At 61.7% G+C, this 13,146-nt stretch carries 13 protein-coding genes; 7 read left to right on the top strand and 6 right to left on the bottom strand.

The window, feature by feature from the left end; all coding sequences use genetic code 11:
• Positions 1-130 precede the first annotated feature (130 nt).
• From AC2FMN_RS14255 to AC2FMN_RS14240, 4 genes are all read left to right on the top strand, one after another.
• Positions 131-880 (top strand): alpha/beta fold hydrolase, encoded by a 750-nt coding sequence (locus tag AC2FMN_RS14255; protein WP_496688921.1) that lies wholly within the window; start codon positions 131-133, stop codon positions 878-880.
• Positions 880-1,872 (top strand): alpha/beta hydrolase, encoded by a 993-nt coding sequence (locus AC2FMN_RS14250; protein WP_496688919.1) that lies wholly within the window; start codon positions 880-882, stop codon positions 1,870-1,872. The genes AC2FMN_RS14255 and AC2FMN_RS14250 overlap by 1 nt, the downstream gene beginning before the upstream one ends.
• A 46-nt stretch (positions 1,873-1,918) precedes the next feature.
• Entirely contained in the window at positions 1,919-2,533 is a 615-nt protein-coding gene (locus AC2FMN_RS14245) for a hypothetical protein (protein ID WP_496689015.1), read from the top strand.
• Between the two features lie 81 nt (positions 2,534-2,614).
• The gene (locus AC2FMN_RS14240) at positions 2,615-3,325 is read left to right on the top strand and encodes an alpha/beta fold hydrolase (RefSeq protein ID WP_496688917.1); all 711 of its coding nucleotides are present in this window, start codon (positions 2,615-2,617) and stop codon (positions 3,323-3,325) included.
• On the opposite strand, the gene AC2FMN_RS14235 is transcribed toward AC2FMN_RS14240, so the two are convergent.
• Together AC2FMN_RS14235 and phaZ are read right to left on the bottom strand one after the other, a co-directional pair.
• Complete coding sequence (locus tag AC2FMN_RS14235; protein WP_496688915.1) at positions 3,322-3,909, bottom strand: DUF6151 family protein; 588 nt, start codon at positions 3,907-3,909, stop codon at positions 3,322-3,324. The two genes, AC2FMN_RS14240 and AC2FMN_RS14235, sit on opposite strands and share 4 nt — an antisense overlap.
• A complete protein-coding gene (gene phaZ, locus AC2FMN_RS14230; RefSeq protein ID WP_496688913.1) occupies positions 3,906-5,177 on the bottom strand; it encodes a polyhydroxyalkanoate depolymerase in 1,272 nt (423 codons plus the stop codon). The genes AC2FMN_RS14235 and phaZ overlap by 4 nt, the downstream gene beginning before the upstream one ends.
• Positions 5,178-5,288: 111 nt before the next feature.
• On the opposite strand from phaZ, the gene AC2FMN_RS14225 reads away from it, so the two are divergent.
• From AC2FMN_RS14225 to phaR, 3 genes are all read left to right on the top strand, one after another.
• Positions 5,289-7,091, top strand: coding sequence for a PHA/PHB synthase family protein (locus tag AC2FMN_RS14225; RefSeq protein WP_496688911.1), 1,803 nt, complete (start codon positions 5,289-5,291; stop codon positions 7,089-7,091).
• 130 nt (positions 7,092-7,221) lie between these two features.
• Entirely contained in the window at positions 7,222-7,668 is a 447-nt protein-coding gene (locus AC2FMN_RS14220) for a phasin, PhaP (protein ID WP_490361999.1), read from the top strand.
• A 135-nt stretch (positions 7,669-7,803) separates the two neighbouring features.
• The gene (phaR, locus tag AC2FMN_RS14215; RefSeq protein WP_496680260.1) at positions 7,804-8,358 is read left to right on the top strand and encodes a polyhydroxyalkanoate synthesis repressor PhaR; all 555 of its coding nucleotides are present in this window, start codon (positions 7,804-7,806) and stop codon (positions 8,356-8,358) included.
• 48 nt (positions 8,359-8,406) lie between these two features.
• On the opposite strand, the gene AC2FMN_RS14210 is transcribed toward phaR, so the two are convergent.
• The 4 genes from AC2FMN_RS14210 to AC2FMN_RS14195 all read right to left on the bottom strand — a co-directional run bounded on the left by AC2FMN_RS14210 (position 8,407) and on the right by AC2FMN_RS14195 (position 13,088).
• Complete coding sequence (locus AC2FMN_RS14210; RefSeq protein WP_496688909.1) at positions 8,407-9,621, bottom strand: DegT/DnrJ/EryC1/StrS family aminotransferase; 1,215 nt, start codon at positions 9,619-9,621, stop codon at positions 8,407-8,409.
• A gap of 111 nt (positions 9,622-9,732) precedes the next feature.
• Complete coding sequence (locus AC2FMN_RS14205) at positions 9,733-11,037, bottom strand: NAD(P)/FAD-dependent oxidoreductase (protein WP_496688907.1); 1,305 nt, start codon at positions 11,035-11,037, stop codon at positions 9,733-9,735.
• A gap of 12 nt (positions 11,038-11,049) precedes the next feature.
• Complete coding sequence (locus tag AC2FMN_RS14200) at positions 11,050-12,408, bottom strand: glutamine synthetase family protein (protein WP_496688905.1); 1,359 nt, start codon at positions 12,406-12,408, stop codon at positions 11,050-11,052.
• Complete coding sequence (locus AC2FMN_RS14195) at positions 12,408-13,088, bottom strand: type 1 glutamine amidotransferase (protein WP_496688904.1); 681 nt, start codon at positions 13,086-13,088, stop codon at positions 12,408-12,410. The genes AC2FMN_RS14200 and AC2FMN_RS14195 overlap by 1 nt, the downstream gene beginning before the upstream one ends.
• Positions 13,089-13,146: the final 58 nt, after the last annotated feature.

Genomic DNA, 13,146 nt, shown 5'->3' with positions numbered 1-13,146 from the left:
GTCAAGGGTGAGGGGCGAGGGGCGCTGCCCCTCGCGCTCCCCGGGATATTTGAGGCCAGATGAAGAGGGGGCGGGGAATTGCACTTGGGCGCGGTGCGTGCATGATGCTGGAAAAGCAAGTGAGGGTTTCATGGCAGCGACGACATTTCTGGAAACGCCGAAGGGGCGGCGGCTGGCCTATCACAAGAGCGAAGGGGTGGGGCCCACGGTCGTTTTTCTGGGTGGTCTGAAGTCGGACATGGAGGGCACCAAGGCGGTGCATCTGGAGGACTGGGCGCGGGCGCGTGGGCAGGCCTATCTGCGGTTCGACTACTCCGGGCATGGCGAAAGTTCCGGCCGGTTCGAGGAGGGCTGTATCGGGGATTGGCACGAGGACACGGTTGCGGCGGTTTCAGCGCTGACCAAGGGGCCACTGATCGTAGTGGGTTCGTCCATGGGCGGGTGGCAGGCGCTATTGCTGGCCAAGGCCATGCCCGAGCGGATCGCCGGCATGGTCACGATCGCGGCGGCGCCGGATTTCACCGAGGACGGTTATTGGGCCTCGTTCAGCGACGAACAGAAACAGGCGCTGGAGACGGAGGGGCATGTTGAGTTGCCCTCGGATTACATGGAGCCCTACATCATCACCAAGCGGATGATCGAGGATGGCCGGACGCGGCTGGTGTTGCGGTCGCCATTGAACCTGCCGTTTCCGGTGCGGTTCCTGCAGGGCACGGCTGATACGGCGGTTTCGGTCGACACCGCTGTACGGTTGCTCGACCATGCCAGCGGGCCGGACATGCGGCTGTTGCTGGTCAAGGATGCGGATCACCGGTTCTCGGACGGGCCGTGCCTGGGGCTGATCGAGGATGCGGTTCGCGACGTGATGGGGGCCAATTGATGTGGCGGCTGGGGCGGTTTCTCGGGCGGGCCTTGCTGGCGTTGGTGGTGGTCGGCGGGCTGATCTACTGGTTCGGCCCGCGCGAAGAGGTAGATCTGCACCCGCGGTTCGATCCGCGCAAGTTCGGCGAGGGGGTTCAGGTCTATTTCGAAAGCATCGAGTCCGCCTATGACGACATCGTGCCGGGTGTCGAAAAGCGGGTGATCTGGCAGGACAGATTCAAGGAACGGCGCACGCCCTATTCGGTGCTTTATGTGCACGGGTTTTCGGCCTCGTCCGAGGAAATCCGCCCGGTGCCCGACAGGATCGCCGACGCGCTGGGGGCCAATCTGGTCTATACGCGCCTGCAGGGGCACGGGCGCGGGTCGGATGCGATGGCCGAGGGGACGGCCTCGGGCTGGATGCGGGACATGGCCGAAGGTCTGGCCGCCGCCCGCGCCGTGGGCGAGGAGGTCATCGTGATCTCGACCTCGACCGGGGGGACCCTGGCGGCAGCCGCGGCGTTGGACCCCGAGCTGAGCAAGGACGTGGTCGGGATGGTGTTCATATCGCCCAATTTCGGGGTGCAGGCGGCCGGATCCTGGATACCGTCACTGCCTTGGGCGCGCAGTTGGCTGCCGTTGCTGATGGGGGAAACCCGCGACGTGTCGGGCGACGATGCCAAACGGAACACGTACTGGACATTGGTCTATCCGTGGGAGGCCGTGGTACCGATGTCGGTGCTGGTCGACCGGGTGCGGGCGCTGGATTTCTCCAGGGCGTTGCTGCCGGCGCTGTTCTGGTTTTCGGATGAGGACAAGATCGTGCGGCCGGACCTAACGCGCAAAGTCGCCGCCGCATGGGGCGTGCCTGCAACCGTGCACACAGTGACAATGGGGCCGGGTGACGACCCCTATTCGCATGTGGTTGCGGGGCGGCTGACCTCGCCCGGGCAGGACGCGGCCACGGTGCAGGGTATTCTGGACTGGCTCGGGGCGCTGGGGGTCGAATAGGCCATTGGCCAGCGGACAGAGGTGGAGAATGCGCAAGCCGGGCAGCATGTGGAGCCTTGAGACGCTGGGCCGGGTGCGGCTGTCGCGGCATTTCTTCATGCGCGATTTCCTGTATTCCGAGATCGGGAATTTTCACGCCCGGCAGAACATTCCCGAGGATCCCGACCTTGCAATCGAAACGGGGCGGGCGTTGTGCGAAACCTTGCTGGACCCGCTCGAGGAGACCTTTGGCCGGGTTGCCGTGCGCTCGGGCTATCGCTCGCCCTCGCTGAACCGCTTCGGCAACGAGAACAAGCTGAACTGCGCCCGCAACGATCATCCGTTGGAATGCCACATCTGGGACCGGGGACGGGGGGATGCGCGGATCGCGGGGGCGTCGGTAGTGATCCCATGGTTCGCGGACCGGTACGCGCAGGGCCGCGATTGGCGCGATCTGGCGTGGTGGATGCACGATCATCTGGATTATTCCGAGATCTGGTTCTTTCCCAAGCTTTGCGCGTTCAACCTCGTGTGGCGGCCCGTTCCGCTGCGCCGGATCGACAGTTACATCGCTCCGCGCGGCAGCCTGTTGCGGGCCGGAGCGGAGCCGGACGAGCCACCCGACGCACGGCGTGCGCGGTATGCCGATTTCCCGCCGTTCCGGGGTATTTGCTACCCGTGATTTTTGGCCTTGCCCGGCGATGCGCAACCTTTCATCCTGACGAAAACGCCGACGCATTCGGCAGACAAAAGGAGGCCCCGCGTGATCGAGCCGCTGGTGCTTTTGCCCGGTCTGATGTGTGATGCCCGACTGTTTCAGCCGCAGATCGCCCAGTTGTCGCGGGATCGGGCGGTGACGGTCGCGCCCATCGGCGGCGGGGATCGGATCGAGGAAATCGCCTCGGGGTTACTGGACCAGTTGCCTCACCGCTTTGCGCTAGCCGGGCTGAGCATGGGCGGCGTTGTCGCGCTGGAATTGGTGCGGCGGGCGCCCGACCGGGTGACGCGGCTGTGCTTGATGGCCACCGATGCGCAGGCCGACACCCCCCAGATCGCCGCGAACCGCGAAGAGTTGATCGTTGGGGCGCAGGCCGGACGCCTGCAGGAAGTGATGCGCAAGGTCATCGGAACAAACATCTTGGCGCCGGGGCCGCAGCGCCTTCCCATACTGGACGACATGCTGCAGATGGCGACCGAACTGGGGCCGGACCTGTTCGTGCGCCAGATGCGCGCGCTTCAACGGCGCCCGGATCAGCAGGGTACCCTGCGCCGGATCAAGGTGCCGACGCTGGTTTTGTGCGGGGCGCATGACACGCTGACGCCGGTACGCAAGCACAGCTTTATGGCCGAACTGATCCCCGAAGCCGTCTTGCACGTTGTGAATGACGCCGGGCATCTGCCCACGCTTGAGGCGCCCGAGGAAACGACTGCCGCGCTGATCGACTGGTTGAATATTCCGTTGCGGATTTTCTAGTCGTAGAGGGCCGCGCGTTCTTCGCGGGTGATCACATGCGGCAGCGCGACCGGTTCGCCTGTCTCGGTATCGAAAAACGGGGTCTGCCGCCAACGACCGGATAGGCGCGCGCCCAGCACGCGCCGGATCATGCCCAGAACGGCCGGGCCCGGTTTTTCATGTTTCCACTTGCCGTTGCTCTGCGGAACATAAGCGCGGGTCTTTACCGGACCCAGCGGTTCAGGGTCGGCAAACCGGGCCACGTCAAAGCCGGCAAACGGAAGTTTCGGGCTGCTGGTGGTGGTAGCCAGCGGGGCGTTGCAGCATTTAGCGTACCAGCGAAACAACCCTTTGGGGCCAAGGCGCATCACCGCCAGGTTCTCGGCCCCCTTGGAGATGTGTATGTATTCTGGAGACATCTGGAATATGTCCACCGGGCCGGGCGCGGGATCGGGCTGGCCGAAATTCAGCTGCCCGGCCCGGCAATCGGGGCAATAGCAGACGACATGGGTGCCCGTGGCCAAGCCTTTGGCGCTGACCTCGCCGCTCAGCCCGCCGCAGGTGCAGGCGAAGGTCAGCGACGTGGCTGTGGCGCCGGGTATCACGCGACCTTGTTGCTGTTGGCGGCGCGGCGTTTCGGCTTGCGGCTGTTTTCGTTCATGAACTCAATGACCAGCGGGCGGATGTTGTCGCGCCAGCTGCGCCCGGCGAAGATGCCGTAATGCCCGGCGCCGGGTTCGACATGGCTGGCCTTCTTGCTGTCGGGCAGGCCGGTGCACAGATCCAGCGCCGCGATGCACTGACCGGGCGCCGAGATGTCGTCATTGGCGCCTTCCACCGTTTTGACCGCTACATCGGTGATTTTGCCGATATCCACCTTGTGGCCATCCACGACGAACTCGTTCCGCGCGATTTCGCGGTTCTTGAAAACACGCTCGACTGTGGAAAGGTAGAATTCGGCGGTCATGTCCATCACGGCGAGATATTCATCATAAAACCGGTTGTGGGCGTCGTGGTCCGATGCTTCGTCACGCATCACGCGGTGGATCTGGTCCGAGAAAGCCTTGCCATGGCGCTCGGCATTCATCGACATGAAAGATGCCAGCTGCAACAGGCCGGGATAAACCATCCGGCCGACGCCTTTGTATTTAAAGCCCACGCGCTGGATCATCGTTTCCTCAAGCTGGCCCATGGTCACGCGGCGGCCGAAATCGGTGACTTCGGTCGGCGTGGCGTCAGGATCGACGGGGCCGCCGATCAAGGTCAGGGTGCTGGGCTGCGCCTTGGGGTCCTTCTCGGCGAGGTAGGCGGTGGCGGCCAAGGTCAGCGGCGCGGGTTGGCAGACGGCCACCACATGGGTGTCGGGCCCGAGCTCCTTCATGAAATCGACAAGGTAGAGGGTGTAGTCCTCGATATCGAACTTGCCTTCGGACACGGGGATGTCGCGCGCGTTATGCCAATCGGTGATGTAGACTTCGCAATTGACCAGCAGGCTTTTGACGGTCGAGCGCAGCAGCGTGGCGTAGTGCCCCGACATCGGCGCAACCAAAAGCACCTTGCGCGGTTGCTCTTCGCGGCCATTCACGCGAAAGTGGATGAGATCGCCGAAGGGGCGTTCAAGCACGGAGGTGACTTCCACCAGATGATCTTTGCCGTCCTCGCAGGTAAATGTTCGGATGCCCCAGTCGGGCTTGGCGACCATGCGTTTGAAGGTGCGTTCCGTGACTTCACCCCAGGCCGCCATCCAGTTGAACACCGGATTGGGAACCATCGCAAAGGCGGGGTAGGAGGCAAATGTGCTTGCGGTTGCACCAAGCCATTGATTGGTGTTCCGCATCGACTCCATCAGGTCGTAGGTCATCATATAGCGCATGGATTTGGCCTCCTGAATGTCAGCCTGAAAGTTCGGACCATTCGCCGCTTTGCCCCCCGGTTCCCACGACGATATTCTGCACAGCAGCGAGGTTAGGGGGGATTTGTTTAAATGACAACAAGCGAAGGCAAGATGCCGGAAATGACCGACGAACACCTTGAACGGCTTCAAGAAAACATGATGAAAGTCGAGGCGCTGTCGAAGCGACTGGTCGAGGTTATGGCGTCCAGAAAACCTCATAATCCCGCGCTGGATGTCCCGAATCACGAAGTTTTGGCAAAGGCGGCAACGGCTTACTGGACCGAGGCGCTGCAGAACCCGGCCAAGCTGCTGGAACAGCAGATCGAATACTGGGGCAAGTCCGTTTTGAATTTTGCTGCAGCGCAGCAAGCGTTGCTGAACGGAGACGACGACGTGGAAACCGGCGCGCCGCGTGACAAGCGGTTTGCGAATCCGCTGTGGGACAAGAACCCCTATTTCCGTCTGGTGCTTCAGCAATACCTGACCAATGCCGAGGCGATCGCACAGGCCGTCGATTCCGTCGAGGATCTGGACGAAAAAGACAAGCGACGCCTGCGCTTCATGGCGCAGCAGATCGTCGACATGATGTCGCCCACCAATTTCCTGCCGACCAACCCAGACGCCCTGCAAAAGGCGATCGAGACCGACGGCCAGTCGTTGATTCAGGGGCTTGAGAACCTGGTGGCCGATCTCGAGGCCAATGACGGCGCGCTGGTGGTGAAACTGGCCGACGAAAAAGCATTCGAGGTGGGGGGCAACCTGGCAACCACACCGGGCCAGGTAGTGTATCGCAACCGGATGATGGAGTTGATCCAATATGCGCCAGCCACCGAAACGGTGCACGAGATCCCGATCGTTCTGTTCCCGCCGTGGATCAATAAGTTCTACATTCTGGACATGAAACCCGAAAACAGCCTGATCAAATGGATCACCGAGCAGGGTTATACCCTGTTCGTGGTTAGTTGGGTCAATCCCGATGCCAGCTATGCCGAAACCGGCATGGAGGACTATATTCAGGACGGCTACCTGACCGCGATCGAAGAGGCTAAGAAGATCTGCAAGGTCAAGCAAGTGAACGCTGTCGGCTATTGCATTGCGGGCACCACGCTGGGCCTGACTTTGTCGCTGCTGAAACAGCGGGGTGACAAATCGATAAAATCCGCAACCTTCTTTACCGCGCTGACGGATTTTTCCGATCAGGGCGAGTTCACGCCGTTCCTGCAGGAGGACTTCATTGAAGAGATCGAGGAGGAGGTGAACCGCATCGGCGTTTTGCGGTCATGGATCATGGCGCGGACCATGTCCTTTCTGCGGGCGCGTGATCTGGTCTATGCCCCTGCGGTGCGCAGTTACATGATGGGGGAAACGCCGCCGGCATTCGACCTGCTGTATTGGAACGGCGATGGGGCCAACCTGCCGGCCAAGATGGTGGTGCAGTATCTGCGGGGCCTGTGTCAGCGCAACGAGTTCGTCACCGACGGGTTCGAGTTGATGGGCCACAAGCTGCATGTGCGCGACTTGGATGTGCCGCTGATGGCAATCACCTGCGAGACCGACCACATCGCCGCTTGGAAGGATTGCTACCGGGGGGTCCAGCAGATGGGGTCTCGGTCGAAGAGCTTCGTGGTGTCCGAATCCGGCCATATCGCGGGCATCGTGAACCCGCCCAGCAAGAAGAAATACGGTCACTACACCAATGACGACCTGAAGGCGGATGCCGACACCTGGATGAAAGAAGCCTCCTTCCACGAGGGCTCGTGGTGGCCGCGCTGGGAGGCGTGGTTGAAAAAGCGTTCAGGCAAGCAGGTTCCCGCGCGTACGCCTGCTGATTCGGGCCATCCACCGCTGGCCCCGGCGCCCGGCACCTATGTCGTGGCCAAGCCAAAGGTCTGATTTCATTCTGAAACCTAAAATATTTCTGCAACGCAGCAAAAAATGCTTGAAATGCTGCGTTGCGGCATTCATATTGTCCTCAAGCTGAAGAACCCGGGGTGGGCCCGGACTGGCTGAAAGGATTAGACCAATGGCAAAGACCCAAGACTTTACCGCGACCCTGAAGGAAATGATGGGTGCTTTCCCGGTGGATACCACCGCAATGGAAAACGCGTTCAAATCGACCGCGACCCTGAACGAGAAACTGTCCGGCGTTGCGCTGGAAGCCGCCGAGAAATCGGCCGAGATCTCGAGCAAGTGGACCAAGGACACCCTGGCCAAGCTGGCCGAGATGTCGAAAGCCAAGGCCGAGCCGGCTGACTACGCAAAAGCCGCAACCGACTTCGCCAGCGCTTCGGCCGAAGTCGCGGCTGAGAACCTGGCCGCTTTCGCTGAAATCGCCAAGAAGCTGCAGTCGGAAACCGTCGAGCTTCTGATGGCTGCCGGCAAGGAAGCTGCGGAAGAAACCACCGCAGCCGTCAAGAAAGCCACCAACGAAGTGACCGCTGCCGCTAAGAAAGCAACGGCCGCCAAGTAAGCAAGACCCGCGAAACGCACCCATCCCTCCCAACCGGTGCAATCGCTAGGGGCAGGTCCTGTGACCTGCCCTTTCTTTTTGTGCTGCGGTCGCATAACCTCTGCTGCAACGCATCATCCTTGGGGAGGGCAAACGGTGTCGGACAAAGAAAAACCTCTGCTGATCAAGCGCTATGCCAGCCGTCGGCTGTATAACACCGAGACCAGTGACTATGTCACGCTCGAGGACATCGCGGGATTCATCCGCGACGGGCGCGAGGTGCAGATCATCGACCTGAAGACCGGGGATGACCTGACCCGCCAGTATCTGCTTCAGATAATTGCCGAACATGAAAGCCGCGGCGAAAACGTGCTGCCGGTAAACGTGCTGAACGATCTGGTGCGCAGCTACATGCTGCCGGGCGGGGGCATGATGCCGCAATTCCTGCAATCCAGCTTTGAGATGCTTCGCGAAAGTCAGACCAAGATGATGGAGAACATGAACGCCATGAACCCCATGAGCAACATGCCGGGGTTCGAGGCGCTTCAGGCGCAGCAGCAGGCGTTTCTGAAGGCCATGACAGGCGGTTTGTCAGGCGGATGGTCGGGGCCTGAAAAGGACGAGAACGCCAAGCCCGAGTCCAAAGAAGACTTGGACGACATCAAGAAACAACTGGCCGAGCTGCAGCAGAAACTGTCCAAGCTCAGCTGATACCAGACAGGCCCGGATGACCCGGGCCTTTTGTCTCTGGCGTTGAGCTCAGGTGCCGAAGGCCACTTCGGGCGCGGTAACTTCGCCGACCGAGGCCAGGATGATGTCGGCGATTACATCCAGTTCCGCGCGGGTTAGGCGCACGGGAAGGCGCACATCACAGGCCGACATCAGCATTGCGCGCGTTCGAGGCAGCTCGACCTGCTCGGGCAGAAACTGCCAATTCCAGAAGGCGCGGGCATTGTCCTCGCTCAGACCAAAGACCTGCACCTTGACGCCACGGCCCTCGGCTGCAGCGGCAAATGCCTTTATCTGGTCTTTGTTCAGGTCGACCAGGTTGAATTGGATCGAATCCGGCGCACGTCGTTCCGGTGTCAGCGGGTCGGGTACGTGAATATGCGGCGAGCTGTTCAGGCGCTGCGCCACATAGTCGTGGTTGGCCAGCCCGTCGCGCACCCGCCGCGCCAATTCGGGCAACTGCGGCCGGATCACTGCCGCGCTGAGGTTGCTCATACGCAGATTGTAAAGCGGCAGCTTGTTCTGCCATCGGGCAAAAGCCTGCTCCAGATCGGGCGTATTCTGGCCATGCGGGCCTTTGTGTTTCTTCCAATTGTGCTCGTAGGCGCCCGACATGATCACGGCGCGGGCGACGAGGTCGGCGTCGTCGGTGACAAGGATGCCGCCTTCGCCCGCGTTGATCATCTTGTAGGACTGGAACGAGAAACAGCCCACCTTGCCGATTGTGCCGATGTTGCGGCCATGCCAGGTCGTGCCCAGCGAGTGGGCTGCGTCCTCTATCACCGGGATGTCGCGCATGTCGCACAGCGCCATGATCGCGTCCATGTCCGAGGTATGGCCGCGCATGTGGCTGATGATAGCCGCCTGAACGCCGTCGAGCTTGGTCGCAAAATCGTCGATGTCGATGCGGTAATTTTCACCCACCTCGCACAGGACCGGAATGCAGTCGGCATGCACCACCGACGAGGGCACCGCCGCAAAGGTAAAGCCGGGGATCAGCACCCGCGCGTCCCGCGGCAGCCCCAGCGCCTTGAGCGACAGGAACAGTGCGGCCGAACAGGACGACACAGCCAGCGCGTATTTGCTGCCGAGCAATTCGGCGAACTCTGACTCGAGCAGGGCAACCGGCGCGTCCTGCGGCGCGGTATAGCGGAACAGGTCCCCGGATTGCATCAGGGATTCGATCGCGTCTTTGGCAGCGGCAGGGATGGGTTCGGCGTCGTGGACGTTGGGTGGCAGCGTCATATTTGAAAATTCCAAAGGTTATCTGTGGAAAAGATAAAATGAAAGATCGCGCAAACCAAGCTTTCATTCGCCTGTTGGGCGAAATTTCACCGAACTGTCACAAGTCTCGGGTCAAAGGGCCAGCCGATCACGCAGGGCATACCATGTCATTGCCAGCACCAGCAGAGGGCTGCGCAGGGCCGAGCCGCCGGGAAAAGGCAGAGCGGGCACGCGGGCCATCGTGTCGAACCCTTCGGTCTGACCCTGGATGGCCAGCGCCATCAACTGACCGGCATGGGTTGCAGTGCCGACCCCGTGACCGGAATAGCCCGAGGCAGACAGGATGTTCGGCGCCAGGCGTGTCAGGTAGGGCATCCGCCGCATTGTGATGGCCAGCGTGCCGCCCCAGGCATAGTCGATCCGAACGTCGCGCAGATGCGGAAAGATCTCGGTCATCGGTTTGCGGACTTTGGCGGCGATGTCGGATGGAAAGCGATAGCCATAGCTCTCGCCACCGCCGAACAACAGCCGCCCATCGGCGCTGAGCCGGAAATAGTTCACCACGAATTTCGTGTCGGCAACCGCTACGTCCTGCGTCAGAATCTTTGCAGCCTCGGCGCCCAGGGGCTCTGTTGCGGCGATGAAATTGTTGATCGGCATGACCCGCGCCGCGACCTTGCGGTTCAGGTTGCCCAGATAGCCATTGCAGGCCAGAACCAGATGGTCGGCCGTCACCGAACCCTGTTCGGTGCGAACGGTGACGCGCGGGCCTTCTTCGATGCCCAGAACCTCGGTGTTTTCGTGCAGCATCAGACCGGCGGCCAAGGCGGCCTCGGCCAGGCCAAGCGCAAAGTTCAGCGGGTGCAGATGGGCCGCGCCCCTGTCCAGATAGCCGCCCGCATAGGCCGGCGAGGGGCAGAGCGCGCGCCCGGATTCGGCATCCAGAAGCTCGATCTGGTCATAGCCATAGGCGGTTTTCAGGTGCTTGGCGTGGGCGTGCAATTCGCCCCGTTCGCCGTCGCTGAAGCCTAGCGTGGCGATGCCCGGTTTCAGGTCGCAATCGATGCCGTGGCGTTCGATCAAGGATTTGACCAGCGTCTTGGCGTCTTCGGCCAGATCCCACAGCTTGGCCGCGTCGTCGCGCCCGACCAGTTTTTCCAGATCTTCCTGATCCATGCGCTGGGCGCTGCCCAGTTGCCCGCCGTTGCGCCCCGAAGCGCCGAAACCCACGCGATGCGCCTCAAGCAAGACCACCCTGAACCCGGCCTCGGCCAGATGCAGCGCGGTCGACAGACCCGTATACCCTCCACCGACGATGCACACGTCGGCTGTGACATCGCCGCGCAGCGACTCGGTTGGGGTTCGCGGGTGCGCGGTGGCGGCATACCAACTGGGTGGGTAAGTGCCGCGTTTGTCATTGCTGTACAGCAGATTCATGGCGCACATGGCTCAGACGTTCAGCAGCAGGTGTTCACGCTCCCACGGCGAAATCACCTGCAGGAATTCCTCGTACTCGGCGCGTTTCACGATGCTGTAGACGCGGGCGAACTCGGGGCCCAGAACCTGATGCAAGGCTTCGGCCTCGTCGAACAGATCCAGCGCGTTGCCCATGACCTGCGGGATGTCGCCGTCACCTTCGTAGGCGTCGCCATAGAACTGACGGCGCGGCCGGTCTTGATTGACAAGGCCAAGATAGCCGCAGGCCAGCGACACGGCGATGCCCAGATAGGGGTTGCAGTCCATCCCGGCAATGCGGTTTTCCACCCGGCGGCTGTCGGGACCCGACAGCGGCACGCGGATCCCCGTGGTGCGGTTGTCGCGCGCCCATTCCAGGTTGATCGGGGCGGCGTGGTCCTTGACGTAGCGTCGGTACGAGTTGACGTAGGGTGCCATCACCGCCAGCCCGGCGGGCAGGTGCAGTTGCAGACCGGCGATGAAGTTGTAGAACGCGTCCGTCTCGCCGCCCTGAGGCCCCGAGAACAGGTTCTTGCCCGTCTCCATGTCGATGATCGAGTGATGGATATGCATGGCCGATCCCGGCTCATCCTCGATCGGTTTGGCCATGAAGGTGGCAAAGCAGTTGTGGCGCAGCGCAGCCTCGCGGATGAGGCGTTTGAAATAGAACACCTCGTCGGCCAGCTTGACCGGGTCGCCGTGGCGCAGGTTGATCTCAAGCTGACCAGCGCCGCCCTCCTGGGTGATGCCGTCGATCTCGAACCCTTGCGCCTCGGCGAAATCGTAGATGTCGTCGATCACGGGGCCAAATTCATCGACCGCGGTCATGGAATAGGCCTGCCGCGCGGCAGCCGGGCGGCCCGAGCGGCCCATCATCGGCTCGATCCCTTTGGCCGGGTCCACGTTGCGGGCAACCAGGAAGAACTCCATCTCGGGCGCGACAACCGGTTTCCACCCTTTGTCCTTGTACAGCTGGACCACGCGTTTCAGCACGTTGCGCGGGCTGAACGGAATCGGATCGCCGTCGCGGTCGTAGGCGTCATGGATCACCTGCAACGTCCAGTCGCCCGTCCACGGTGCCGCGGTGGCGGTGGAAAAATCGGGCTTGAGGATCATGTCGCGCTCTATGAAACCATCTTCGCCTGCGGCTTCGCCCCAGTCTCCGGTTATGGTCTGGTAGAAGATGCTGTCTGGCAGATGGAAATAGGATTGCTTGGCAAATTTCGAGGCCGGAACCGCTTTGCCCCTGGCAATGCCGGGCAGGTCCGAGATGATGCATTCCACCTCGTCCAGCCGGTGTCCTTCGATGTAATCGCGCGCCGCCTGTGGCAGCTGCTCTGTCCATTCGGCCATCAGGCCCTCTCTTTCTTCAGGAAATCGGCCATCAGGCGGCCGATCCGTTCGTTGTCATCGGGGGCGGCTTCGCGGGTCTTCGCGTCTTTCATCAGCGCATCGGGCACCACACCCTTGCCGCGCGTTTCCATCAGCCCCTGGATGAAGTCGTTGGAATATTCCGGGTGGGCCTGCACGGTCCAGATCGTGTCGCCATAGGCCAGCATCGCGTTTTCGCAGAACGGGTTGCTGCCCAGCAGGTGCGCGCTTTCGGGGCGTTGCGTGACCTGATCCTGATGCCAGGCGTTCAGGCTGACGGTTTCGCCGTCATAGTCGTATTCGGTGCGCCCTATGGCCCAGCCGCCTTTGAATTTCTCGACCTTGCCGCCCAAGGCCTGCGCGATGATCTGGTGGCCGAAACAGACGCCGATCAGGGGTTTGCCGGCCGCCTGGATCTGTCGGATCAGCTCTTCGAGCGGCGGTATCCACGGATGATCCTCATAGGCACCGTGACGCGACCCGGTGATCAGCCAGCCATCGGCATCATCGGGATCATCGGGAAATTCGCCATCAACCACGGCATAGGTCACGAATTCAAAACCGTTGCCATCCAGCAGGGTGCGGAACATGGCGTCATAGTCGCCGAATTTCTTCTCCAGCGGTTCGGGCGCGTGGCCGGTCTGCAAAATGCCGATTTTCATGGGTCACCAAATTTGATCAAATTTAATCTAGCTGAGTCCCGCCGAACGGGCAAGGGGG

It is taken from the genome of Ruegeria sp. BHSC037 (genome assembly GCF_059613045.1).
This window is presented reverse-complemented; position numbering and strand designations above follow the sequence as displayed.

What these genes read in the sequence shown, in the direction of transcription:
- AC2FMN_RS14255 (WP_496688921.1), top strand. Translation starts at nt 131, where the DNA reads ATGGCAGCGACGACATTTCTGGAAACGCCGAAGGGGCGGCGGCTGGCC.
- AC2FMN_RS14250 (WP_496688919.1), top strand. Translation starts at nt 880, where the DNA reads ATGTGGCGGCTGGGGCGGTTTCTCGGGCGGGCCTTGCTGGCGTTGGTG.
- AC2FMN_RS14245 (WP_496689015.1), top strand. Translation starts at nt 1,919, where the DNA reads ATGTGGAGCCTTGAGACGCTGGGCCGGGTGCGGCTGTCGCGGCATTTC.
- phaZ (WP_496688913.1), bottom strand. Translation starts at nt 5,177, where the DNA reads ATGCGCTATATGATGACCTACGACCTGATGGAGTCGATGCGGAACACC.
- AC2FMN_RS14225 (WP_496688911.1), top strand. Translation starts at nt 5,289, where the DNA reads ATGACAACAAGCGAAGGCAAGATGCCGGAAATGACCGACGAACACCTT.
- AC2FMN_RS14220 (WP_490361999.1), top strand. Translation starts at nt 7,222, where the DNA reads ATGGCAAAGACCCAAGACTTTACCGCGACCCTGAAGGAAATGATGGGT.
- AC2FMN_RS14210 (WP_496688909.1), bottom strand. Translation starts at nt 9,621, where the DNA reads ATGACGCTGCCACCCAACGTCCACGACGCCGAACCCATCCCTGCCGCT.
- AC2FMN_RS14205 (WP_496688907.1), bottom strand. Translation starts at nt 11,037, where the DNA reads ATGAATCTGCTGTACAGCAATGACAAACGCGGCACTTACCCACCCAGT.
- AC2FMN_RS14200 (WP_496688905.1), bottom strand. Translation starts at nt 12,408, where the DNA reads ATGGCCGAATGGACAGAGCAGCTGCCACAGGCGGCGCGCGATTACATC.
- AC2FMN_RS14195 (WP_496688904.1), bottom strand. Translation starts at nt 13,088, where the DNA reads ATGAAAATCGGCATTTTGCAGACCGGCCACGCGCCCGAACCGCTGGAG.